At 44.2% G+C, this 23052-nt stretch carries 23 protein-coding genes and 1 riboswitch; of the genes, 14 read left to right on the forward strand and 9 right to left on the reverse strand.

Features of this window, described 5'->3' with window-relative positions; translation table 11 throughout:
- Positions 1–69 precede the first annotated feature (69 nt).
- Entirely contained in the window at positions 70–1116 is a 1047-nt protein-coding gene (locus VQ00_RS16055) for a DctP family TRAP transporter solute-binding subunit (protein WP_046181140.1), read from the reverse strand.
- Between the two features lie 123 nt (positions 1117–1239).
- On the opposite strand from VQ00_RS16055, the gene VQ00_RS16060 reads away from it, so the two are divergent.
- The 3 genes from VQ00_RS16060 to VQ00_RS16070 all read left to right on the forward strand — a co-directional run bounded on the left by VQ00_RS16060 (position 1240) and on the right by VQ00_RS16070 (position 4545).
- Positions 1240–2829: an ATP-binding protein gene (locus tag VQ00_RS16060; RefSeq protein ID WP_046181141.1), complete on the forward strand. Its 1590-nt coding sequence runs from the start codon at positions 1240–1242 to the stop codon at positions 2827–2829.
- Positions 2830–2843: 14 nt separating this feature from the next.
- The gene (locus VQ00_RS16065) at positions 2844–3515 is read left to right on the forward strand and encodes a response regulator (protein ID WP_046181142.1); all 672 of its coding nucleotides are present in this window, start codon (positions 2844–2846) and stop codon (positions 3513–3515) included.
- A 79-nt stretch (positions 3516–3594) separates the two neighbouring features.
- Positions 3595–4545, forward strand: coding sequence for a bile acid:sodium symporter family protein (locus VQ00_RS16070; RefSeq protein ID WP_046181143.1), 951 nt, complete (start codon positions 3595–3597; stop codon positions 4543–4545).
- Between the two features lie 32 nt (positions 4546–4577).
- Here VQ00_RS16070 and VQ00_RS16075 read toward each other — a convergent pair whose 3' ends face one another.
- Positions 4578–4802 (reverse strand): hypothetical protein, encoded by a 225-nt coding sequence (locus VQ00_RS16075; protein ID WP_046181144.1) that lies wholly within the window; start codon positions 4800–4802, stop codon positions 4578–4580.
- 166 nt (positions 4803–4968) lie between these two features.
- Between VQ00_RS16075 and VQ00_RS16080 the strand changes: the two genes are divergently transcribed.
- Together VQ00_RS16080 and VQ00_RS19560 are read left to right on the forward strand one after the other, a co-directional pair.
- Entirely contained in the window at positions 4969–6375 is a 1407-nt protein-coding gene (locus VQ00_RS16080; RefSeq protein WP_046181145.1) for a DHA2 family efflux MFS transporter permease subunit, read from the forward strand.
- Positions 6376–6503: 128 nt separating this feature from the next.
- Entirely contained in the window at positions 6504–7253 is a 750-nt protein-coding gene (locus tag VQ00_RS19560; protein WP_082091617.1) for a DUF2812 domain-containing protein, read from the forward strand.
- 117 nt (positions 7254–7370) lie between these two features.
- Here VQ00_RS19560 and VQ00_RS16090 read toward each other — a convergent pair whose 3' ends face one another.
- The 5 genes from VQ00_RS16090 to VQ00_RS16110 form a co-directional block, all read right to left on the reverse strand.
- On the reverse strand, positions 7371–8396 hold the full coding sequence (locus tag VQ00_RS16090; RefSeq protein WP_046181146.1) for a ThiF family adenylyltransferase: 1026 nt from the start codon (positions 8394–8396) through the stop codon (positions 7371–7373).
- On the reverse strand, positions 8393–9160 hold the full coding sequence (locus tag VQ00_RS16095; protein ID WP_046181147.1) for a thiazole synthase: 768 nt from the start codon (positions 9158–9160) through the stop codon (positions 8393–8395). The genes VQ00_RS16090 and VQ00_RS16095 overlap by 4 nt, the downstream gene beginning before the upstream one ends.
- Position 9161: 1 nt before the next feature.
- Positions 9162–9365, reverse strand: coding sequence for a sulfur carrier protein ThiS (thiS, locus tag VQ00_RS16100; protein ID WP_046181148.1), 204 nt, complete (start codon positions 9363–9365; stop codon positions 9162–9164).
- Between the two features lie 204 nt (positions 9366–9569).
- On the reverse strand, positions 9570–10694 hold the full coding sequence (gene thiO, locus VQ00_RS16105; RefSeq protein ID WP_046181149.1) for a glycine oxidase ThiO: 1125 nt from the start codon (positions 10692–10694) through the stop codon (positions 9570–9572).
- 17 nt (positions 10695–10711) lie between these two features.
- Positions 10712–11254 carry a thiamine phosphate synthase gene (locus VQ00_RS16110; RefSeq protein ID WP_052728613.1) on the reverse strand — a complete coding sequence of 181 codons (543 nt, stop codon included), beginning with the start codon at positions 11252–11254 and terminating at the stop codon, positions 10712–10714.
- A gap of 94 nt (positions 11255–11348) precedes the next feature.
- Positions 11349–11459: riboswitch (TPP riboswitch) on the reverse strand.
- Positions 11460–11990: 531 nt separating this feature from the next.
- Here VQ00_RS16110 and VQ00_RS18275 point away from each other — a divergent pair.
- Positions 11991–12137 (forward strand): Fur-regulated basic protein FbpA, encoded by a 147-nt coding sequence (locus tag VQ00_RS18275; protein ID WP_082091619.1) that lies wholly within the window; start codon positions 11991–11993, stop codon positions 12135–12137.
- A 7-nt stretch (positions 12138–12144) separates the two neighbouring features.
- Here the strand turns inward: VQ00_RS18275 and VQ00_RS16120 are convergent, their stop codons facing one another.
- The gene (locus VQ00_RS16120) at positions 12145–13380 is read right to left on the reverse strand and encodes an MFS transporter (RefSeq protein WP_046181151.1); all 1236 of its coding nucleotides are present in this window, start codon (positions 13378–13380) and stop codon (positions 12145–12147) included.
- Positions 13381–13491: 111 nt separating this feature from the next.
- Here VQ00_RS16120 and VQ00_RS16125 point away from each other — a divergent pair, with 111 nt between their 5' ends.
- The 4 genes from VQ00_RS16125 to VQ00_RS16140 all read left to right on the forward strand — a co-directional run bounded on the left by VQ00_RS16125 (position 13492) and on the right by VQ00_RS16140 (position 17110).
- Positions 13492–14388 carry a LysR family transcriptional regulator gene (locus tag VQ00_RS16125; protein WP_046181152.1) on the forward strand — a complete coding sequence of 299 codons (897 nt, stop codon included), beginning with the start codon at positions 13492–13494 and terminating at the stop codon, positions 14386–14388.
- Positions 14389–14449: 61 nt separating this feature from the next.
- A complete protein-coding gene (locus VQ00_RS16130; protein WP_046181153.1) occupies positions 14450–15454 on the forward strand; it encodes a lactonase family protein in 1005 nt (334 codons plus the stop codon).
- Position 15455: 1 nt separating this feature from the next.
- On the forward strand, positions 15456–16235 hold the full coding sequence (locus VQ00_RS16135) for an SDR family oxidoreductase (RefSeq protein WP_046181154.1): 780 nt from the start codon (positions 15456–15458) through the stop codon (positions 16233–16235).
- 233 nt (positions 16236–16468) lie between these two features.
- Positions 16469–17110, forward strand: a complete 642-nt coding sequence (locus tag VQ00_RS16140; RefSeq protein ID WP_046181155.1) for a uracil-DNA glycosylase — start codon at positions 16469–16471, stop codon at positions 17108–17110.
- Here the strand turns inward: VQ00_RS16140 and VQ00_RS16145 are convergent.
- Entirely contained in the window at positions 17085–18356 is a 1272-nt protein-coding gene (locus VQ00_RS16145; RefSeq protein WP_046181156.1) for an MFS transporter, read from the reverse strand. The two genes, VQ00_RS16140 and VQ00_RS16145, sit on opposite strands and share 26 nt — an antisense overlap.
- A 195-nt stretch (positions 18357–18551) precedes the next feature.
- Here VQ00_RS16145 and VQ00_RS16150 point away from each other — a divergent pair, with 195 nt between their 5' ends.
- The 4 genes from VQ00_RS16150 to VQ00_RS16165 all read left to right on the forward strand — a co-directional run bounded on the left by VQ00_RS16150 (position 18552) and on the right by VQ00_RS16165 (position 23030).
- Positions 18552–19484 carry a manganese-dependent inorganic pyrophosphatase gene (locus VQ00_RS16150; RefSeq protein ID WP_046181157.1) on the forward strand — a complete coding sequence of 311 codons (933 nt, stop codon included), beginning with the start codon at positions 18552–18554 and terminating at the stop codon, positions 19482–19484.
- 407 nt (positions 19485–19891) lie between these two features.
- Positions 19892–21373 carry a peptide MFS transporter gene (locus tag VQ00_RS16155; protein WP_046181158.1) on the forward strand — a complete coding sequence of 494 codons (1482 nt, stop codon included), beginning with the start codon at positions 19892–19894 and terminating at the stop codon, positions 21371–21373.
- A gap of 103 nt (positions 21374–21476) precedes the next feature.
- Positions 21477–22364 (forward strand): YitT family protein, encoded by an 888-nt coding sequence (locus VQ00_RS16160; protein ID WP_046181166.1) that lies wholly within the window; start codon positions 21477–21479, stop codon positions 22362–22364.
- A gap of 135 nt (positions 22365–22499) precedes the next feature.
- A complete protein-coding gene (locus tag VQ00_RS16165; protein WP_046181159.1) occupies positions 22500–23030 on the forward strand; it encodes a YceI family protein in 531 nt (176 codons plus the stop codon).
- Positions 23031–23052: the final 22 nt, after the last annotated feature.

The raw sequence follows: 23052 nt of genomic DNA on the forward strand, positions 1-23052 counted from the left end.
ATTTATGAAATAAATATTTTTGGTGATAATGGTTTTTTTGGTCTTTATGGTCAAAAAAAAGAACGCTTTTTAGCGTTCCTCATCAGATGGAAATTGAATTTGTTTTATTAATTTATTTCCAACTTCATTTTCTGCTTTTTGATAAAGCGGCTGAAATGTTTGCAGCCATTTTTGTTTTTGTTGTTCTGTTAAGTAGTGGATCTGAATAGGAGAATTTTTTTGGATTTCCTGAAGCTGCTGTGCATTCATGTGAACAGACTCTTTCATATTCCATTTTGTTGTTTCAATCATCGCTTGTCGAATTTTTTTCTGAATGTCGTTGGGCAGGCTCTCCCAGAATTCCTCATTTACCATAACGGCATACCCGAGATATCCATGATTGCTGATCGTCAAATGCTGCTGCACTTTATACAGTCTATTGGAATAAATATTGGAAAGCGTGTTTTCCTGCCCATCAATTTTTTTCGTTTCAAGTACTTGATACACTTCATTAAAAGACATCACGATCGTATTTGCTTTTAAGAGGCGGAACTGCTCGGCAATAATGGGTCCGGGCATAACACGAAATGTTTGTCCTTGAAAGTCGTCCGGCTCAAGCAAAGCGGTTTCATTGCTGGTCATTTGCTTAAAGCCGTTGCTCCAAAAGCCTAACCCTGTTACTTTCGGGTCAGTAACCATAGAAAGAAGCTGCTCACTTGTTTGACCTGTAAAAACGGCTTCTGCCTGAGTTTCACGTTCGAAAATAAACGGGAGATCAAGTACCTTCCATTCAGGTACGGTATCAATAAGCTTCGAGAATGAGGGCGCTATCATTTGAACATCGCCTTTTTGAAGCGCTTCGTACTCATCATCATCTGAATAAAGAATCCCATTTTGATAAATTTCCACTTCCACTTGGCCTTTCGTCTTTTCACTGACCAGTTCAGCAAATTTTTGAGCAGCAAGTCCTTTTGGCGTGTTTTCCGCGACAACATGAGAGAATCGGATGGTAATATGTGATTTGAGCTCTTCCTGTTCGTCATCATATGAGAGAGATTGAGATCCATTATACTGATAAAAATAATAGCCGGTAAGCAGTGCAAGGGTCAAAAGACAGAAGCTGATATATTTTGTCATAAGCGTCACCTGTTTAAAAGTCTTTCTTTTTATCATATCATTTTTTGGACGGAGTGCTTGTTCTTGCTTACGTGGTAAAATGATAGAAATGGTTGATTATTTTTTAGAATGGCGGCGTTATGAATGGTGCGAGTTCCGATCCAATGGAAAATAACCGGACTTATTATCTTTATTTTAATGTTTTCATTCTTAGTGCTTGGCATTGTATTAACGGGAAACTATCTGGAGACAACGGAAAGCGAACTGAGGGAGCGGGCCATTTTAACGGCTCGTACGGTAGCTGAACTGCCAGGTGTGTCTGATCAATTATCGTCCTCGGGCAATGTGGCCGAAGAAGCTGCAGAAGCCGTTGAAGAGCTCAGGGTCATCAATAAAGCGGATTATATTGTTATCCTTAACATGGATCGTGTCAGGTTAACGCATCCTGTTAGAAGTCAGATCGGCAAAATATCAGGAGGAGATGATGAGGGGCCGGCGTTTGCAGAGCATGCGTATACAGCCAAAGGTGTGGGAGAAGAAGGAACGCTGATCCGTGCATTCGTACCGATTATGGACGAGGCACACAATCAGGCGGGGGTTGTGATTGCGGGTTATAAGCTGCCTCAGGTTATGGAAACGCTGCTGTCTTTAAAAAGAGAAATTTTTATTACAACAGGAATTGCTCTTTTGATTTCATGCTGGGGAGCTTATATGATGGCGCGGAATATTAAGCGGCAAATGTTTACACTTGAACCGCATGAAATCGCGCAGCTTGTTGTGGAGCGGACAGAAGCCTTTAATGCGATGCACGAAGGAATTATCGCCATCGATAAGTTTGAACGAATCACGATTTTTAATCATAAAGCAAAAGAGATGCTGGCTATTAACGGAGATGTGATCGGAAAGCAAATAAGAGACGTGCTTCCTGATACTTATTTGCCGGAAATTTTAACATTGGATCGTCCGATTTTAAACAAAGATCTGAATATTCGAAACAGGGCCATCCTTTCAACACGCGTCCCGATTCGTATTGAAGGGTCAACAGTAGGCGCGATTGCTGTTTTCCAGGACAGGACGCAGGTAAAGCAGCTTGCGGAAGAGCTGACAGGTGTAAAAGCTTTTGTCAGCGCACTCCGTGTGCAAAATCATGAACATATGAATAAACTTCATACGATCGCTGGTTTGATTCAGCTTGGCAACCGTGAAAAAGCGCTTGAATATGTTTTTCAAGTATCAGAGGAGCAGGAAGAACTAACACGCTTTTTAACGAAAAGCATACAGGATGACAGTGTATCTGGATTGCTGCTGAGTAAAGTAAGCCGTGGAAAAGAATTGGGTGTTCAAGTAACAATCGACCGGCATAGCTCTTTGCACGCATTTCCTCCTTATATGGATCATCATGATTTTGTTTTGGCACTTGGAAATTTAATAGAAAATGCATTTGATTCATTTAAACAGCCAGGAGAAGACAATCAAATTTATGTCAGCATTCAGCAAACAGATGACGTATTATCTATTTTAGTAGAAGACAATGGCGAGGGAATAAAAGAAAAAGATCAGCCATTTGTTTTTCAGCAGGGATATTCCACAAAAGCAGATACAGGAAGAGGTATAGGGCTGTATTTAATCAAAGATATTGCTGAAAAAGGGAACGGAGACATTCAAATGGAGTCAATTGCTGGTGAAGGGACGACGTTTCAGCTTGTATTTCCGATGAATCATGAAAAAGAATAGAGGTGGATGATAGGATGATTAAGGTGCTGCTTGTTGAAGATGATCTGATGGTTCAGGAAGTGAATAAGGAATTTATTAACAGAGTGGATGGGTTTGAGGTCATTGGGCTTGCCGGAAATGGAATTGAAGGGATGGAACAGATCCGTCGTTTGTCACCGGACCTTGTTATCATCGATTTATATATGCCTATGATGGACGGCCTTGAAACATTGCATCTTCTGCGAAAAGAAAGTCATCCAGTAGATGTCATTGTCATAACAGCTGCAAGTGATATACATACAGTGCGCCAATTCATCCAGCAAGGGGCATTTGATTATATTATGAAACCGTTTAAATTCGAACGGATAAAGCAAGCGCTTGAAAATTACCGGTCCTTTCGGAATCGCCTGCGTGATGATGGAACGATCAGCCAAAGAGAACTAGATGAACTGCTATTCCAAAAAGAACGCGATGAGGATCTGGCTAATTTGCCGAAAGGATTAAATGCAGTGACATTGCAAAAAATCATCTCTTATTTGAATCAAATAGATAAATCTGTTTCGGCGGAAGAAGTAGCGGAAGGGATCGGCGCCGCAAGAGTTACCGTACGAAGATATTTAGATTATTTAGAGAAACGTGGAAAAGTACAAATCGATATCCAGTACGGGGGCATTGGGCGGCCGATCAACAGATATAGATTAGCATAGCTGCTGTGCCCAAGAATACATACAGCCGGTCCGGCCATAATGATACAATAGGGCTAAAAAGAAAGAATGGAGTCTTTACATGCTTCAAGCAATTAATCTATTTTTAACAAGGTGGATGCCGATTTTGACACCACTCAGCGTACTTTTCGGTGTTCTTTTGGCTGAATACATTCATTTATGGGTTATTATCGTTCCGTGGGTGTTTGCCTTTATGACATTTACCGGAAGCTTGAATTCAAATTTCCGCATGTTTTACCATACGATGACGCATCCTTTTCCTATCTTTTTAGCGTTGGCGATTCTTCATTTGATTACCCCGGTTTTTGCCTGGACAGTTGGTCACTTTATGTTTCCGGATGACCCGCTGACGGTGACCGGATTTACGCTCGCACTGGTCATTCCGACCGGCATCACAAGTGTGATTTGGGTGACGATGTATAAAGGAAGTGTGCCGCTTGCACTTGTGATCATTTTAATTGATACGATGCTTTCGCCACTTGTCGTTCCATTCAGCATGTCAGTTTTTGCAGGAAGTAAAGTGGAAATGGATGTGCCGGCAATGGTCAGCGGTTTGTTTTGGATGATTGTCCTTCCATCGCTGCTCGGCATGATCGTGAACGAGTGGCTGAAAGCAGAAAAAGCAAGCCGGATCAGTCAGGCACTGTCACCATTTTCAAAGCTGTCACTCCCCGTTGTCATTGTGATTAATAGCGCAGTTATTGCTCCATACTTGCGCGACATTGACGCAAAGTTTATCCGGATTTTACTGACGATTTTATTCGTCGTATTGTGCGGGTATTTGATTTCGTGGGGGCTCGCCATTGCATTCAGGCAGCCAAGAGAGAATATTGTGACGCTCCTGTACATAGGCGGGATGCGGAATATTAGTGCCGGTGCCGTTATTGCCGTCAACTTTTTCCCGCCGCAAGCAGCGGTGCCAGTCGTTGTTTGTATGCTGTTTCAGCAAATGCTGGCCGCGTTTCATGGATTCCTGCTGATAAAAGCGTACCCACGGGAGGTACGCGCATGAAAAAACGCCTATCCAATCGGATGGGCGTTTTTTCATTTCTTTTTATTTTCCTGCCTGTCCCGGTGAGCGGCTGCTAAATTTTCGGCATCGCCTTTCATAAGGAAAAAGGTAATTATGCCGGACAAAACGGCAGCGCCGGCGGAAATAAGCAGGCGGATGTCGCGTTCAATCATCGCATAGTCTTTATTCAGCATCCACGTTGCAACGGAAAACACGATCACCATGATCGGGATGATGAAAACAAATCGCTTTATCATTTTAATAGTCCTTTCATAATCGTTTGTTTTAGTTTAGCACAGTTTTTTAATGAATCTAGGTAGATCATTTTTCAGCTTTGTGAAGACGATAGATTGAGTTAATATTTCGGATTACGAAGGTTTTTGATATACTGTACAGCAGATCAAATAGAAATCAGGTGTAAGGATGAGTGAAAAAAGAGAAACCGAGTTTTGGTCGATCATTTTTGCGGTTTTTTTCGGAAATTTTTTAGCCGTCATGAATACGTCTACTATAAATGTAGCAGTTCCGGCGTTTATGAAGGAATTTCATACAGACTTGCCGGCCGCACAGTGGACGGTGACCGGATTTATGCTGGCAGCAGGAGCAGTGGCACCGGCGGCGGGATGGTTCGGCGCGCGTTTTGGTTTTAAGCGCGTTTATATATCGGCGCTGATGGGCTTTTTTGTCTGCTCGTTCGTTAGTGTATTTGCGTGGAGTATCGAAAGCTTAATTGTCCTGCGTATTTTGCAAGGGCTGTTCAGTGGCATGATTATGCCGTCGACAATGACGCTTGTATATAAAACAATTGAGCGCGAAAAACAGGCTTATGGTATCAGCCTTTGGAGTTTGTCAGCGGTGCTGGCTCCGGCTCTTGGTCCGGTTTTAGCTGGATTTTTTATTGATGCTGCAGGATGGCCGGCCCTGTTTTACTTAAATCTGCCGATTGCAGCGGCCGCGATTTGGGCAGCGGCGGTATTTATTCCAGGTACTGATGCGGGCGCAAAAATGCCGTTTGATCTGCCAGGATTAATTTTATCATTCAGCGGCAGTATTTTGCTGCTGACCGCGTTTGCTGAAGCGGAATCATGGGGATTTACAGATGCCAAAACGCTTGCAGTGGCAGGTGTGGCATTGGTTTTATTATTTTTATTTGTCCGCCGGGAAATGCGCGTTCAATTTCCGCTGTTGAATTTCGAAGTGCTGTCGCATCGTCGTTACGCATTCAGCCTGATGCTAAGTTCCGTTATGTCGGTTGGATTGTATGCCGGTGCTTTTTTAGTACCGATTTTCCTGCAAAGATCTCTTGGTCTCGGTGCGCTTGAAACCGGCTTAATTATGATGCCGGGTGCGCTTGTGATGGCGCTGTTTACACCGGTAACCGGCAAATTGTACGATAAAACAGGCCCCGCGCCGCTTATTTTAGCCGGCTTAATCGTTATGATAGCAGGGACGTATATGATGGGGAATTTAAGCATTGAAACAACGATGCTCTACGTTATTATTTGGACATCGGTCCGCTACCTCGGGATTGCGCTTTGCAACATGCCGATTACAAATGTAGGCATGTCAGCGATTCCGATAGAAATGACCGGCTATGCATCCGCGCTGAACAACTGGGCGCGCCAGTCGATTGCTTCATTATCGATCGCATTGTTCTCTGCACTGCTTGCGTTTCGTTCGTCTATTTATGCGGGACAGGGAGCAGATGCTCATGCTTCATCCGCAATTGCAGCGGGTAATGTCTTTTTATATTCGCTTCTTCCGCTTGTTGTGGCCTTACCGCTTGTAGGTTTGCTTAAGGAAAAAAAGCGCACGGTGAATAAAGGGTAAAGTAATCATAAGAGAAGGTCGCTTTCATTAAGGAAGCCGGCTTTTTTTATGTGGAAATTTTTGGTAACAAATGGCATTATATCGTCATGCGATATATCGTATGATGATATAATTGAAGAGGTGAATGAATGATCAGACAAGCAGAAAGTTTTTTACCGCTCTCACAAGCAACCTATTATATTTTATTGGCTTTACGGCAGTGCCGCCATGGCTATGCGATTATGCAGGATGTTGAAAAAATCAGCCGAGGCAGTGTGGCGTTGGATCCAGGAACACTTTATGGTGCGTTAAGCAAACTTCAAAAACAGGATGTCATTAAACAAGTAGAGATAAGCGCATCTGATCGGCGTAAGTATTATGTGTTGACGAATTTAGGTGAAAAAGTAGTAAAGCAGGAATATGAACGGCTGTTGTCGCTTGTTGTAAACACACAAGAATTAATAGAAGAAGGAGATGAGATGAATGGAAGTGAAAAAATAAGGTTCTTTCTTGCGTCTAATGTTGAAAAAGAAGAAAAATGGCTGAACGAAATGTCGGAAAGAGGCCTGCATTTTCAAAAATATCGATTTGGTGTTTATTATTTTCACCAAAATCTGGATGAACAATATATTTATCAAATTGATTTCCACGAGGCAGAGGATGAGTATTTTTCTTTTTACAGCGAAATGGGCTGGAAACATATCGATAGCAGCATTGGCCGTTTTCACTATTTTAGAAAAGGGGCAGATCAACCAGGTGTTAACAAAATTTATACCGACCTTGAATCGATGAAAGAGTCTGTGCGGAGAATGGTTCAATTTTATATGATGATGTTTCTTTTGCTCATTTGCAGTCAGACAGGCCTTATTTTTAAATGGAGGGGCATCCGGCAGAAGTAGTGTCTGCCGGTTTTGTCGCTTTAGCCCTTCTGCTGTATATCTATTTGTTTATATCGTTTAAGAAGAAATTAAGTTTCTATAAATAAAAATCGCGGCCGCTCAAGACCGCAATTTCTGTTACTGAAAGAAGTGATAATACACTTTCTTGCTTTCTTCAATTGAAGATACGCCTTGAATAAATACACGTCCATCTCCAAAAGCAGTAACAGTATAGGGTTCCTGTTGAAACGAAAGCAAAAAGCCATTTTGATGGGTAATGGACGCCGTATGCTTAATATGGTCAGCCAGCTCATCCAGGTTTCGTTTCGTGACGCCGGCTGGCCGAATTTGTACAGTATCGCGGCCGCACAGCACGGCGAATTTTGTTGTATGTTCGTACGATAAAAACGGATAAATCGGATGTACTCCACAGGAAGGACAGTCCGGTTTTTTCATGCGCTGCACGTCAACGGATGAAAATTGATTTTTCCATAAGTCGAATGAAAAAATGGTTCCGCGCAGTGCGTCCGTGCTGCCTGTCAGCCATTTTAGTGCTTCGGCCGTCTGGATGGAAGCGGTCATTTGCACAGCAGGCGAAATAATACCGGCTGTGTCGCATGTCGCTCCCGCCCCTGGCATTGTGTCCATTAAGCAGTGCAGGCACGGTGTTTTCCCAGGCAAAACAAACATCGACAAGCCGCCGGATGCGACACATGCGCCGTATACCCAAGGCACGTGATATTTTTGTGCGACGTCGTTTATCACAAATCGAATATCGAAATTATCTGTACCATCGATAATTAAATCGATTTTTTCTTCTATTATAATGTGTTCCAAAAAAGCGGTATCGACGTCTTGTGTAAATGCAGAAATAATCACATTTGAATTGATTGCTGTCAGTCTTTTACGCGCTGCTTCTGCTTTTGGCATTCTGTCAATCGCATCCTGCTCCGTGTATAAATTTTGCCGCTGCAAATTGGAAAAATCGACATAGTCTCTGTCCACAATCGTGACCCGGCCAATACCGGCACGGACGATCATTTCCGCATTCGCCGCACCGAGCGCGCCGGCACCAATAATGAGAACATTTTTTTTCTGCAAGGCGACCTGTCCGCTTCGGCCAATGCCGGGGAACAGAACTTGCCGTGAATAACGATCTGTCAAAGCACGCTCATCCCTTCAAGCGGGCTTGACGCATTCGCATGAAGCTTTTTCGGGATACGTCCCGCTTCAAAGCCGCCCCGTCCTGCCAGTACAGCCTGCTTCATCGCTTCCGCCATTTTAACCGGATTGTTTGCACCGGAAACCGCTGTATTCAATAGGACACCATCCGCGCCAAGTTCCATTGCTTTCGCCGCGTCAGACGGCACGCCAATTCCCGCATCAACGATAACCGGCACATTCGACTGTTCAATAATGTAGTGGATATTCAGCGGATTGACAATGCCAAGCCCGGTTCCGATCGGAGACGCCCCCGGCATAATCGCATGGCAGCCGAGATCTTCAAGCCGTTTTGCCAACAGTACGTCATCGGATGTATACGGCAGCACGATAAACCCTTCTTCTAAAAGCATTTCAGACGCCCGCAATGTTTCAACTGGGTCAGGCAAAAGGGTTTTATCACAGCCGATCACTTCTACTTTAATCATGTCACATAAGCCGGACGCTTTGGCAAGCTTGGCGATCCGGACCGCTTCCTCCGCTGTTTTGGCACCTGCTGTATTAGGCAGCAGTGTATACTTTTTCACATCGATTTTTTCTAAAAAATTCGGCTGATCTGGTTCGAAAATGTTCATCCGGCGCACCGCAAACGTTAAAATTTCTGTTTCAGATGCTTCAATCGCTGCTTTTTGCGTATCAAAGTCGGGAAATTTCCCGGTTCCGAGCAGTAAACGCGAGTTAAATGAGTAAGGTCCAATCTTCAACATATTATCCGCCTCCTACAAATTGTACAATTTCCACACGGTCGCCATTCGTCAGTTTTTTATCATCCCGCGTCGCTTTATCTAAAATCGATTGGTTTAATTCCACAATGGCAAGTTCTTTATTCAACTGAAAATGGTCCAGCAGGTCGCGAACTGTCGCGACGTTTTCCGGAAGATCGACTTCTCTTCCATTTACAATCATATTCATACAGGTGATGCCTCCTTTTTTCTATTAAAAAGTGTCACTTCAAGAATGAGATCAACTTTTAAAAGAGTTTATTCATATCTAGCTCCAGCACCCTAACGCCTAGTGTACTTCGCTTTCCTCCTTGCGATAAGTCAACATCGAATTTTTCGTGTTTCCTTTATCTCGAACGGATCGCTCCAGTCCATACGGCGCTAAACAGGGTGCTTACGCTTTTATTTTTAAAAAACGCGCCGGTGAAAAGGGTGCAAGGCGCTCCGCTGTTTTTGGGCAGCCGCTTAAATATTTTCCCATCAAGACACCGGTAATAGGACTGAGCAAAATGCCGTTCCGATAATGTCCGGTGCATAAGTAAAGCCCATCGATAAAGGGGTGGGGACCGATGACGGGAAGGTGATCCGCTGCCAGTGGGCGCACACCAGACCAAGTCCGTTCAATCGTGCCCGTGTCTAAAATCGGCAAAAGACATGCGGCCCGGTTCAACAAAGACCGGATGCCGCCAGCTGTGACAGATGGATCAAATGAATCCGGTGTTGACGTGGCACCGATCAGCATTTCGTTGTTTCGTTTCGGTACGATATAGCAGCCGTCGACCGCAAACACTGTTTTGACTGGCGCATCGTTTTTTAATTTGACGGAGACACATTCTCCTTTAACGGGAGTCACTGGTGGTGCAAAGCCTGTTTCTGTCAAAAGAGAAGAGCTCCATGCGCCAGCAGCATTGATGATTCGTTCCGCAAAAAAAGTACCCAGCTCCGTTTTTACACCAAAAGCTTGTCCATTTTCGATCAGAAGACCTTGAACTTTGGAATGCTCATAAACATGGACACCGGCATTAACCGCAGCCTGCAGCAAGGCGTGAGCGAGCAGCGGTGCTTTTACTTGATTGTCTTTTTCCAAATAAATTGCGCCAGCTGTATGGGCGGTCATTTTTGGTTCAGCACTTGGCACTTCGTCTGGCTCCAGCCACAAAACAGATGAATCTTTTCGGGATAAAAATTGGTGTTGAGCCATAAGGGCCGGGCGGTCTTCAACAGATGCGGCAACTTTCAGCAAGCCGGCTTTCCGAAATTCAATATCGATTCCGGACTCTTCCAGCAATTCATCACGCAAATCAGGGAACATATCCCGGCTCTCCAGCGCGATCTCCATGAGCGGATTTTCACGTTCAAATTCATTTTGAGCGCCAAGCATTCCGCCCGCCGCCACAGACGCTTTTCCAGCAGTGCCGGAATCAAAAAGTGCAACCGCGTAACCCGCCTGGGCCAGCCGATAAGCGATGGAGCAGCCAATCACCCCTCCGCCGATTAACAAATAATCGTGTGTGTTCATGAACCAATTCACACCTTTCATTTAAAAAAAGCAGAGATCATCGCGGAACCAGAGGCGCCTGCCCGCCGAACTGACGAAATATTTCCCTCGTGAATACCGCCAATCGCAATAACCGGAATCGAAACGGCTCCAGCGACCTCAGACAGCGCGGCAAGACCGCGGCCGGGCAGGTCTTTTTTGGATTTCGTCGCAAACACATGACCAAAATAAAGGTAATCGGCTCCGTCCGCTTCCGCTTTTTGAGCAGATGCGGCCGAGTGTACAGACTGACCGGCAAGCTTGTCTGAATTCGCTTTTTTAAATGGTGCAAGCCGATTATCAAATTCCGTAAAATGAACGCCTCGCACCGGTAAAAAATGCGCCAGTTCAGGTGCTGAATGAAGAATCAATTTTTCGGGTGGAACGCCCTGTTGGATGAGCTCTGCCACTTTAACCGATAATTCCTTAACCGACAGCTGTTTTTCGCGGAGACAGACTGCGTCAACATTCTGAAAGATGAAAAGAATCGTTTCTTGAACGTACCAAGGCAGGCCAGCCCCATCTGTTACAGCGTGAATCATCCTGCTTCACCTCCTAAATCCTAAAAAAAACAAAATAAAAAGCGCTGCCTTCCAAAAAGGAAAGCAGCGCTGTAAGAATACAGTTCAGGTGTAATAAACGTCTTCGCCACTTTCCTACGCCAGTATGAACTGGATCAGGTTCCAGGAATCCCAAAGTCAATCACTTTGATCTCAGCCCTTTTAAAGGGCACCTCCAGTGTATGAATATTCAGTTTTTTAAAGCCTATCATAAAAAAAGCTGAATGTCACGATAATTTCTTTCGACAGAACAAGACAAAACGACCGAATTATTTTATTATTAAGATAACTATATAAGTTGACCTTATCATTTTGCCTTCTGCCGCTCGGGTGAACGATCCACCCTCTAAAGAGTGGCCTGCCTGACAAAAACCAGCTTCATACCCACTGTTACGGTCTCTTTTGTGTGAGGAGCGTTTTGGCTTGCTTCTTTTAACGAGAGCCGAAATGGCAGCGGGCGCACGGCTTCGCGCACCATAGGGCAGGCGCTGAGCTCGTTTCCGCCGCTCTCACCTGGCCCGCTAGTCCCACTGGAGTCTGCGCCGCACACCTGCCGCCTCTGCATTTTCATGAGTGAATGTAAAAATGAAGCTGGCGAATGTGGCGGCTGGAAATCATTATCTCTTTTTCTTGTAAATATTTGTCGTAAAGTATGTTTCATAAAGTACTTATGCGGGGAATATACTAAAGGCAACAAGAAAAAAAGGGGAAGTACATCATGCACACGACAGAAAATGAACAAATGATTTGGATTGAAAGGCTTATGGCGCAGGGGATTTTTAAGTATGGCGACCGTCAGCTTTATGAATTATCAATGGAAGAATTAATGTATTTAAGTGATGAAGATGAAACAATAAATAACTAAAAAATGCTCAAGCGCTATCCATAGCGCTTGAGCGTTTTTGTTTTTTTAGCGAGCAATAAACACCTGGCAGGTGGCACTCTGCATAGAAAATGAGTGGGATGGTGATGGTAAGAAGCAAGAGAATTAAGCCGATGACACCGACCCAATGAAAGTGCGTCCAAAACCAGCCTCCGAACGAACCGACGATGCTTGAGCCGAGGTAGTAAAGAAATAAATAGATAGATGAAGCCTGTGTTTTATTAAAGCCGGCATAATCACCCACCCACGTGCTTGCAATCGAATGAGCGGCGAAGAAACCGAATGTAAATAACGCGATCCCAATGATTTTGATGAAAAGTACGGCAGGCAATGTCAGCATCGCTCCAGCAGCCATAATGCTGATCGACCATTTCAGCATAAGCGGATTGCCGTACGTATCAGCTTTGTTCCCCATATATACCGCGCTGAACGTCCCTGTTAAAAAAACGATGAAAATAAAACCGATGAGCGTCTGGCTGAGCGAGTACGGGGGCTCGCTCAAGAGAAAACCAATGTAGTTGTAGAGCGTAACAAAGCTGCCCATTAACAAAAAGCCAAATGACACAACAGCTAAAAGCGGCCGATTGTAAAAATGAATCCGGTATGTCATGATCATTTTTTTTAAAGAAGGTTGTTTTTTTGCGGAATGACGAGGCTCCGGCAGTGTAAATAAAAAAACGATGCTCGCAGCAAGCGCTATGCAGCCGATCATAATGAGTGCCGCGCGCCAATTAAATATGTCAGTCAATAATCCGGTTAATATGCGGCCGGACATACCGCCGATCGTCGTACCGCTAATATAAAGCCCCATTGCTGAGCCGATCGCTTTCGGATTAAATTCTTCTGACACATATGCCATCGCAATCGCAGGCACCCCTGCCAAAAATATACCAAGGAGTGCACGGAAAGCAAGCAATGTCCAAAACGTTGGACTGAGTGCTGTTAAAATACCGATAATAGAAGCGGCAAACATTGAAACAGCCATCAATTTTTTTTTCCCAAAAGCATCGGATAAGGCTCCAGCGACAATCATGGCAATGGATAGTATGCCAGTTGATAAGGAAAGCGCGAGACTTGCGGCTGACGCAGAAACGCCAAACTGCTCTGAAAAAAGCGGCATAAGGGGCTGTGTCGTATACAACGTCGCAAATGTGACAAAGCCTCCTAAAAAAAGGGCGAAACTGGCTTTTTTTTGTTCATCTGTTCCTTTTTCAATAAAAGACATCTTTATCCTTCTTTCTTCCTAATTCATACATTTACTATACGCTTTGAAAAATGATAATTCCAATTTATAATTAACATCATTATCATGCATTTATGTTATGGAGGAGATCGGATGGAATGGCATCAAATTGAAAATACAGTGGCTGTCGCCGAAACCCGAAATTTTACGAAAGCAGCGAAAAAAAAAGCAGTGTCGCAGCCCGCACTAAGCCGGTCTATCATAAAATTAGAAGAAGAGCTCGGTACGCTGCTTTTTATACGCGGCAAAAAAGACATTCGGCTGACACCATCGGGAGTGGTATTTGTTGAAAAAGCAAAGCAGATTCTTCAGCTGATGAAAGAAGCGAAGGAAGATGTTCAAGAAATGGCTTCACCTGATAAAGGAAATGTCTCCATTGCTTTTTTGCCGACATTCGGACCGCACGTACTGCCAAATTTGATCGCGGAATATAAGCAGCAGTTTCCGAATGTCTCCTTTGGGCTGTCACAGGGAGCCGGGGAAGTGAATATGAAAAAAGTGCAGGAAGGACAGGTGGATTTATGCATTACGGCGCCTCCTTATGACCGTCCGGATATTGAGTGGACAATCGTCCGGGAAGAGCAGCTCTATGTCACTGTGCCCATGCAGCATTCGTTTGCAGGTTTTAAAAACATTTCGTTTCGCGAAGCAGCGGCTGAGCCGTTTATTTCGTTTAAAAAAGGGTTCGGTCTCAGGTTTATGTTCGATGTGATGTGCGAAGAAATGGGACTTGAACCGGACATTACGTTCGAAGGAGAGGAGGTGTCCACCATTGCTGGGTTTGTCGCGGCGGGGCTTGGGATTTCCGTTTTGCCAAAAAAACCGGAAATCGCACATGAGCCGCTCATTTTTATTGAAATTAATGATTATCGGCTCATTCGGAAAGTGGCTATCGGCGTGAAAAAACAAGTGCCGTTATCACCTGCGGCCCGCCAATTTAAAGCGTTTGCAGAAAAGTATCTGCAACAAAATCAGGGCGGACATGTATGAAAAATGAAAAGACGGGGTAATAAGATAAAATAGAACGAAACGTAAATGGAGGGATTTATTGGTGAATCACACACTCTGGATTGGCAGTTATGCAAAAAAAGAAGAGCCGGGTATTTACAAGGTGATTGTTGATACGGATAACGAAACACTGGCGGTTAAAAATCGTTACAGCGGCGTGGAAAATCCATCTTTCTTGGCGGAGGCGGACAGTTATCTATATGCGGCGTCTGAATCGATGGATGGGAAAGCGGCTCTTTTTGCCATTGAATCTGACGACCTTGTATTAAAAGGAACGGCTGATTCAGGGGAAATGGCTCCATGCCACATTTACGCTGAAGATACATATGCATGGACAGCAAATTACGGAGGTTCTGTAACGAAATATGAACGGAGCGGCGAAACACTTGCGAAAACGGCTTTTTCAAAACATGAAGGAAGCGGTCCAAATGAAGAACGCCAGGATGCGCCGCACGTCCACTCCATCACCCCTTTTCCGGATGGCAAGCATTTGCTCGTTTGCGATCTTGGCACCGACACACTTGCTGTTTACAATAAAGACACACTGGAAATTATAAAAGAAGTGAAGGCGGCACCGGGCGCCGGACCACGAATGACGCTTTTTCATCCAAAGAAGCCGATTGTATATGTGATGAACGAGCTTGATTCAACTGTTTCGATTTACAAGGTGGGCGATCAAGGGTCGATTACGCATCTGGATACATTTGCTGGACTACCGTCTGCTTACAGCGGTGAACATACGGGGGCTGATTTGCAATTAAGCCCGGATCAGCAGTTTTTATACGCGACGATTCGCGGGTGGAATGGGCTGGCGGTTTTTGATGTTGGAGTAGATGGCAGCCTCTCAAAGCCGCGTCACGTAAAACTAGACGGAAAGACGCCACGTAGTTTTTATGCTTTAGAAAACGATCCTTATTTAGTGATTGCGTATCAAGATTCTAATGAAGTCTGCCTGCTTAAAATTGAAGAAAACGGCTTGCCTGTTTTCACGGGCCAGCGTGTGTCGGTGACAGAACCGGTCTGTGTCATTAAGAAAGGGGAGAATTGACATGAATACATCACTAAAGGGAAAAACAGCTCTTATTACAGGCGCAGGATCAGGAATTGGCCGGGCAGCCGTCATTAAAATGGCAGAAGCGGGAGCGAACGTTATTTTATTAGACCGGAGCCCGGAAGATTCAGATCAGCTTGTCCAAGAGATCGGCAAAGATCGCGCATTGCATGTAACGGCTGATGTATCAGATGCTGATCAAATGGAAAAAGCGATTCAAGAAGGCGCTGCGAAGTTTGGAGGCATCGATATTGTATTTGCAAATGCAGGGCAAAATGGAACATTCACGCCGCTTGAACATTTGGACCCGGATGACTGGAATTCGGTGATGATGACAAACTTAACAGGCACCTTTTTAACATTAAAATATTCGATTCCTTATTTGAAAAAGCAGGGCGGCAGCATCATTATCACCTCATCCATTAACGGGACGCGCACCTTTAAAAATTTTGGCTTTTCCGCTTATGCCACAACAAAAGCTGGTCAGGTCGGTCTTGGCAAAATGGCCGCAGTGGAGCTTGCGCAATTTAAAATTCGGGTAAATGTAGTCTGTCCAGGTGCAATTGAAACAAACATTGACGACAGTACGAATATGGAAGAAGAAAAGCTGAAGGAGATTCGAATTCCAATTCATTATCCAGAAGGCAATCAGCCGCTTGCCGGCGGTTCCGGACAGCCAGAACAAGTGGCGGATCTCGTTCATTACTTAGCAAGCGATGCCGCCAGCCACGTAACAGGCTCTGTCGTCTACGTGGATGGCGTTGAGTCGCTTTTATAATGGGACATAAACCAGCGTTAATGGATAAAACTCTTTATAAGTAAACACAATGACAGTTAACTGGCGACAAATGCAGAAACAGGTTATGAATGCCGGTTACAGCAATTACACTGTAACGGAAGACATTGTAAATAGTGCACAGGAAATGCAACTTTAAAAATTAGCCCCGTTTAAAGCGGGGTTTTTATTTCGTTTCAAAGGGAAAAATGAGTAAAAAAGAAAGAAGCGATCGTATGAGAATTCCGGAAGAGCTTGCAGAGCTGGGTAAAAAAAGGATCGAGCCTTATCCTGTAGAAGGGTTTGTATATGGGAGTGGACCGAAACATCCAAGGTTGATGCTCGTCGGTGAAGCGCCCGGTGAAACGGAAATCGGCAATGGCATACCATTTAGCGGCCGGGCAGGTAAAGAATTAATGAAGTTTTTAGAAATGGCAGGTGTGATGCGGGAAGAGGTTTATATTACAAGTGCCGTCCGGAGCCGCCCTTACAAATGGGGAGAGAAAAACGGACCGGACGGCACGAAAATCATGCGGAAGTATAACCGGGCGCCGACAAGTAGTGAAATCCTGGCACACGCTCCGATGCTCGATTATGAAATCGAGCATGTCCACGCGCCGATTATTGTCACGCTTGGCAATATCGGCTTAAATCGGCTGATCGGAAACAAGAAAAAAGTATCCGATCTTCACGGCGAGCTGCTTGTACAGCCGGTGCTGAGGTTAAAGTGCGACCAGTACGAATGGACAGAAAAACAATATCGTCTTTTTCCGACCTTTCATCCAGCTTCGATTTTTTATAACCGCAGCCTGCTTCAACTAATTCATGCGGATATGGAAAAGCTTCGTGATATTATGCAGGAATTTTCCGGTGAATGATCAAGCCGATCAAGACAAAAATCATTAACGACGAAAGAGCGGCCCGGCTGGCGATGTCTCCGTAATCGGCAAGCAGAAGCGTAATCGTTCCGTACATGAGCGGACCGACAATCGCTGATAATTTTCCCGAAAAAGCAAACAAGCCGAAAAACTGGCCGCGCTTATTTTCAGGAGACAACTCAATAATAAAAATACGGGATGTAACCCACACAGCACCCAGAGCGACGCCGAACAAGCTGCCGGTCACCCAGAACATTGGCCGGTTCACCGCAAACGTACCGAGTAGAAGCGCCACAAATAAAATGAGACCAACATAAAACACCGCTTTTTTTGCACCAGCTGCTCGTGTAATATAGCCAAAAATAAAGGAACCGATAATACTTGAAACAGTCGAAACGAGATAAAGCAAAATAAATTCGCCTGACGTGAAACCGACGATGGCTTTCGCGTACACAGCCATCATCGCGATCGCCGTCGCAATGGCATCATTAATGAAAAAGTACACGATCATAAATAAAAAGATCGCCCGGTATTGCTTCATGTCTTTAAACGTTTCCCATACATCGCGATAGCCGGCGAAAAAGGGCCGCTTCTCCTGTGTAGGGCCTGGTGTTTCTTTGTACAAAAACAGCATCGGCAGCGTAAAGAGGAAAAATAAAATCGCCGTCGGCAAAAACGCATCCGCATAATTGCCATCACTGACAAGCGGATAAACGGCAAGTCCGACAAGTGTCCCCATATAACCGACAGCCACGCCAAATCCCGACAGAACAGACATCGTATCTTTCGTGCCAATGTCTGGCAGCATCGCATCATAAAAAATTAAGCTCGACTGGTAAAAAAACTTGGCGGCAACAAACAATAAGACAACGACAGCAAACGCAGCCGGCAATCCGCCAAATTGGCCGAAATTTTGCGGCGCGATCAGTCCCATAAGTGCGGTGAAAAAAATCGCTGCGAGCGCAAAAGCAATCACGTAATGCTTTTTCCGTCCACTCCGGTCGATCCACACGCCAAACAATGGCGAAAAAATAACAAGAAATAAGCTCGAAACCGCATTAGCATACGACAAAAAGGTGCTGGCGATCTGATCAAGCCGTTCATTACCGCCGGCCACTTCCTGAACATAAAATGGAAAGAAGATCGTCGTAATATTCGACGAAAAAATCGTATTCGCAAAATCGTACAATGCCCATGAAAGAACAGGCAGCGTGAAAAAAAGTTTCCAGCCGTGCGTTTTTTGCATAAAAGCACCTCCATCTTATTAACAATTCGTACTTATTGGCCTATGTTCCTGCCCTTTACAATAATTTAACATTTAAACGAATTAACCTTATAGGAGTTTAACTTGATTTCCGTTATACTGTAATTAAGTAAGGAAACTTTTTTTGTTTTGCGTTAAAATGAAATGGAATACTCTACATAAAGCGAGGGAAAACAATTGGGAAAAACATTTATTTTTGGTCACAAAAACCCGGATACCGACACAATTTGCTCAGCGATCGTATATGCGGACTTGAAAACAAAGCTTGGTTTTGACGTGGAAGCGGTCCGCCTTGGCGACGTAAACGGCGAAACAGAATTTGCTTTAAAGAAATTTAACACGGAAGCTCCGCGCTTAATTGAAAAAGCGGCACCGGAAGTGGAAACGGTTATTTTAGTCGACCATAATGAGCGCCAGCAAAGTGTAGATGACATTGATGACGTAAACGTTCTTGAAGTCATTGACCATCACCGCATTGCAAACTTTGAAACTACAGACCCACTTTACTACCGTGCAGAACCGGTTGGCTGTACAACAACGATTTTAAACAAGCTTTATAAAGAACATGGCGTGGAGATCGAAAAAAACATCGCCGGCCTTATGCTGTCAGCGATTATTTCCGATTCATTATTGTTTAAATCGCCAACATGCACAGAAGAAGATATGAAAGCAGCGAAAGAATTGGCGGAAATCGCAGGTGTAAACACAGACGAGTACGGACTTGATATGCTTAAAGCGGGCGCGGACTTAAGCGGAAAAACAGCGGCTGAACTAATCGGCATCGACGCAAAAGTGTTCCCGATGGGCAGCAAAAAGGTCGAAATCGCGCAAATTAACGCGATTGATCCAGCGGACGTTTTAGCATTGAAAGCGGAACTTGAAGAAGCTGTCACTGAGGCAATCGTTGAAAAAACACTTGACTTGTTCCTGGTCGTTATTACAGACATCTTAAACAGTGATTCAGTTGCTGTGGCAATTGGTGCTGAAACATCAGCTGTTGAAGAAGCATTTAACGTGAAGCTTGAAGACAACCAGGCAGTGCTGAAAGGCGTCGTATCACGTAAAAAACAGATCGTTCCGATCCTTACAGAAATTTTACAGGCACGCTAAAAAAAGAGGGACTGTCTCTTCGTTCAGAGAGACAGTCCCATTTTTTTAATTCATGACCCATTTATCTTTTAAAAACAGCATTCGTCCGATGATCAAAAAGACGGCCACGCACAAAAGATTCGTGCCGAGCATGATCAGTAAATGTTCGTAATTAACAACACCGACGGTCAATTCTTTCAGTACACTGAACAAATTTAAAATCGGAATGGCGAAATGCTGAACAGTTAATTCATTTCGGAATCAGAATGCGTGATTGAAAAAACATAATTAAGAAAAAAACAACTTTTTTATTTTTTGTTGAATAATAATTAATAGTCTGATATCCTGTTAAACACCTTTTATATAAAAAGTTTAAGGATTCTGAAGATTTTCTAATATAATTTTCGGTGTGAGAGGATGCAGAGGGAATGGATAAAAGAGCAATTGTTGACAGTGTTCCGCAGCGAGGCTTTTTTGGTCATCCAAAAGGGCTATTTACGCTGTTTTTCACAGAGTTTTGGGAGAGATTCTCGTATTACGGCATGCGGGCGATTCTTCTTTATTATATGTATTATGAAGTGTCAGAAGGCGGACTTGGCTTAAGTGAAACAACAGCCGCTTCTATTATGGCGATTTACGGTTCTCTTGTGTATATGTCCGGCATTATTGGCGGCTGGATTGCGGACCGGTTAATTGGTACATCGAAAACGGTCTTTTATGGCGGCGTCTTGATAATGATCGGCCACATTGTGCTTGCATTGCCGTTTGGCGCATCCGGCCTGTTTGCTTCCATGGCGTTTATCATAATCGGAACTGGGCTCTTGAAGCCGAATGTTTCAAGCATTGTCGGTGATTTGTATGCAGAAACAGATGGACGCCGTGATTCAGGCTTCAGTATTTTTTACATGGGTATTAACATGGGCGCACTTATTGCCCCGTTTATCGTCGGAACCATTGGCCAGGAATACAACTTCCACCTTGGTTTCAGTATCGCCGCATTTGGGATGTTACTTGGCTTGGCTGTTTATTTGGCGACACAGAAGAAAAACCTTGGCCTGGCCGGGTCGTATGTACCAAATCCACTGTCACCGACGGAAAAGAAAAAAGTATTTACACAAATCGGTATTGGCGCTGCTGTGATTGCAGCGCTGGTTATTGCAGGCCTGGTGAAAGGGGTATTGACGCTCGGCGTTTTTACCATGACGATCAGCGTGCTTGGTATCGTGATTCCGGCTGCATACTTTTTCTTTATGTACCGCAGTCCAAAAACATCGGATACGGAAAAGTCCCGCCTGCTTGCGTATATCCCGCTGTTTATTGCGGCGGTTATGTTTTGGGCCATTCAGGAACAAGGCGCGATTATTTTGGCGCAATATGCGGATAAGCGCACAGAGCTTGCGTTTATGGGCATGAAACTTCAATCTTCTTGGTTTCAGTCGTTAAACCCGCTGTTTGTTGTCCTGCTGGCACCGGTTTTTGCCTGGCTATGGGTAAAGCTTGGCAGCCGTCAGCCATCAACCCCGGTTAAGTTTTCGCTTGGCTTGTTTTTTGCAGGTCTGTCCTTTCTCGTCATGATTATTCCGGCACTTGGAGAATCAGATACACTTGTCAGCCCAATATGGCTTGCGCTCAGCTTTTTCCTTGTTGTCCTTGGTGAGCTTTGCTTGTCACCAGTCGGATTGTCCGTGACAACGAAGCTCGCACCCTCGGCTTTTAGTGCACAGACAATGAGTCTTTGGTTTTTAACGAATGCATCCGCGCAGGCGATTAATGCCCAGCTCGTCCGTTTTTACAGCCAGGACACGGAAGTGATTTATTTTGGCGTGATCGGCGGCGTTTCGATTTTTATCGGTCTTGTATTGCTTGTTGTATCATCCAAAATCCGCAGCTTTATGCGTGGTGTAAATTAAGTGAAAGCGTCTCTCTAAGGAGGGACGCTTTTTTTGATAAGGAAAAATTGCTATAATAGGAAGAAACAGAATATGAGGGCGTGAGTTTGTGGACGAGGAACAAATGGCAAGACAGCAAGGATCTATCCAGAAGCAGCATCGAAAAACCAGCCTGAAGCGATTGCTGAAACGAACGCTGTTTATTTTTATTGGCGCAATTTTAATGGCTATTGGCATCGAAATTTTTCTTGTGCCAAATTTAATAATGGATGGCGGAATCGTTGGGATTTCCATCATTTTATCCAATTTAACTGGCATTAATCTCGGACTCTTTTTATTTCTGCTTAATATTCCTTTCTTTTTTCTCGGGTATAAGCAAATTGGAAAAACCTTTGCTATTTCAACGGTATTCGGCATTGCGATTTTGTCCGTCGCTGCGACGATTCTCCATCCGGTAGAGGCTTTTACGAGTGACATTATTTTAGCTGCGGTTTTTGGCGGAATCACTCTCGGTGCCGGTGTCGGCATTGTCATTCGCTACGGGGGGTCATTAGACGGAACAGAGATTTTGGCCATTTTAATTAACAAAAAGCTGCCGTTTTCGGTAGGCGAAATTGTTATGTTTTTCAACATCTTTATTTTCATATGGGGCGGTTTCGTATTTGGCTGGGACCGGGCGATGTATTCCGTTCTAGCATACTTTGTCGCATTTAAAACGATCGATGTCGTCATTCAAGGACTGGATGAATCGAAATCAGCATGGATCATTAGTGACCAGTACCAGGAAATTGGCGAAGCAATTATTGCCCGTCTTGGCCGTGGTGTAACGTATTTAAACGGGGAAGGCGCATATACGGGTGACGACAAAAAAGTCATTTTTTGTGTGATTAACCGTCTGGAAGAAGCAAAATTAAAATCGATTGTGGAAGACATGGACGAAGGAGCCTTTCTCGCTGTAGCAGATATTGCCGAAGTGCGCGGCGGCCGATTTAAGAAAAAAGATATTCACTAAGAAGAACATTCCGGCCTAAACGCCGGGACGTTTTTCATTTACAAAAGATTAATAAACATTTATCTTGAATTCGAAATAAGTTTTGTGTATAGTAAGGTAAGTAAGTTACTTTTATGAATCGAGGAGGAATGTAACATGGCAACATTTACATTGGACAAAGTACACAGCGGGATCGCATTTCAAGTGAAACACATGATGGTAACAAAAACAAAGGGAGAGTTTAAAAACTTCGATGTGCAAATTGACGGCGACGTCAACAACCTTGAAGCAGCAAAGTGGACGGTTACAATTGATGCAGCTTCAATCAGCACAAATAACGAAGACCGCGATAACCACCTTCGTTCAGGCGATTTCTTTGATGTGGAAAACCATCCTCAAATCACATTCGTCAGTGACTCCATCAAAAAAGCATCAGACGATGAATATGAAGTAACAGGTCAATTAACGATTAAAGGTGTAACAAATACAGAAACATTTAACGTGGAATTCAACGGCACCTCTAAAAGCCCAATGGACGGCAGCACAATCGCCGGCTTTGACGGGGATGGCAAAGTAAACCGTGAAGAATATGGCTTAACATGGAACGCACCACTTGAAACAGGCGGCGTACTTGTTGCGAAAGACGTGAAATTCAGCGCGAACTTTGAGTTTGTTGTTGGAGAATAATGATAAAAAAACCTGTACCGGC

The sequence above is a fragment of the Domibacillus tundrae genome, assembly GCF_000970675.1.
GTDB lineage: Bacteria > Bacillota > Bacilli > Bacillales > Domibacillaceae > Domibacillus > Domibacillus tundrae.

Bases quoted from the DNA above. Each gene is read 5' to 3' on its own strand.
- VQ00_RS16055 (WP_046181140.1), bottom strand. From the start codon at position 1,116: ATGACAAAATATATCAGCTTCTGTCTTTTGACCCTTGCACTGCTTACC.
- VQ00_RS16060 (WP_046181141.1), top strand. From the start codon at position 1,240: ATGGTGCGAGTTCCGATCCAATGGAAAATAACCGGACTTATTATCTTT.
- VQ00_RS16065 (WP_046181142.1), top strand. From the start codon at position 2,844: ATGATTAAGGTGCTGCTTGTTGAAGATGATCTGATGGTTCAGGAAGTG.
- VQ00_RS16070 (WP_046181143.1), top strand. From the start codon at position 3,595: ATGCTTCAAGCAATTAATCTATTTTTAACAAGGTGGATGCCGATTTTG.
- VQ00_RS16075 (WP_046181144.1), bottom strand. From the start codon at position 4,802: ATGATAAAGCGATTTGTTTTCATCATCCCGATCATGGTGATCGTGTTT.
- VQ00_RS16080 (WP_046181145.1), top strand. From the start codon at position 4,969: ATGAGTGAAAAAAGAGAAACCGAGTTTTGGTCGATCATTTTTGCGGTT.
- VQ00_RS19560 (WP_082091617.1), top strand. From the start codon at position 6,504: ATGATCAGACAAGCAGAAAGTTTTTTACCGCTCTCACAAGCAACCTAT.
- VQ00_RS16095 (WP_046181147.1), bottom strand. From the start codon at position 9,160: ATGTTGAAGATTGGACCTTACTCATTTAACTCGCGTTTACTGCTCGGA.
- thiS (WP_046181148.1), bottom strand. From the start codon at position 9,365: ATGAATATGATTGTAAATGGAAGAGAAGTCGATCTTCCGGAAAACGTC.
- thiO (WP_046181149.1), bottom strand. From the start codon at position 10,694: ATGAACACACACGATTATTTGTTAATCGGCGGAGGGGTGATTGGCTGC.
- VQ00_RS16110 (WP_052728613.1), bottom strand. From the start codon at position 11,254: ATGATTCACGCTGTAACAGATGGGGCTGGCCTGCCTTGGTACGTTCAA.
- VQ00_RS18275 (WP_082091619.1), top strand. From the start codon at position 11,991: ATGCACACGACAGAAAATGAACAAATGATTTGGATTGAAAGGCTTATG.
- VQ00_RS16120 (WP_046181151.1), bottom strand. From the start codon at position 13,380: ATGTCTTTTATTGAAAAAGGAACAGATGAACAAAAAAAAGCCAGTTTC.
- VQ00_RS16125 (WP_046181152.1), top strand. From the start codon at position 13,492: ATGGAATGGCATCAAATTGAAAATACAGTGGCTGTCGCCGAAACCCGA.
- VQ00_RS16135 (WP_046181154.1), top strand. From the start codon at position 15,456: ATGAATACATCACTAAAGGGAAAAACAGCTCTTATTACAGGCGCAGGA.
- VQ00_RS16140 (WP_046181155.1), top strand. From the start codon at position 16,469: ATGAGAATTCCGGAAGAGCTTGCAGAGCTGGGTAAAAAAAGGATCGAG.
- VQ00_RS16145 (WP_046181156.1), bottom strand. From the start codon at position 18,356: ATGCAAAAAACGCACGGCTGGAAACTTTTTTTCACGCTGCCTGTTCTT.
- VQ00_RS16155 (WP_046181158.1), top strand. From the start codon at position 19,892: ATGGATAAAAGAGCAATTGTTGACAGTGTTCCGCAGCGAGGCTTTTTT.
- VQ00_RS16160 (WP_046181166.1), top strand. From the start codon at position 21,477: ATGGCAAGACAGCAAGGATCTATCCAGAAGCAGCATCGAAAAACCAGC.
- VQ00_RS16165 (WP_046181159.1), top strand. From the start codon at position 22,500: ATGGCAACATTTACATTGGACAAAGTACACAGCGGGATCGCATTTCAA.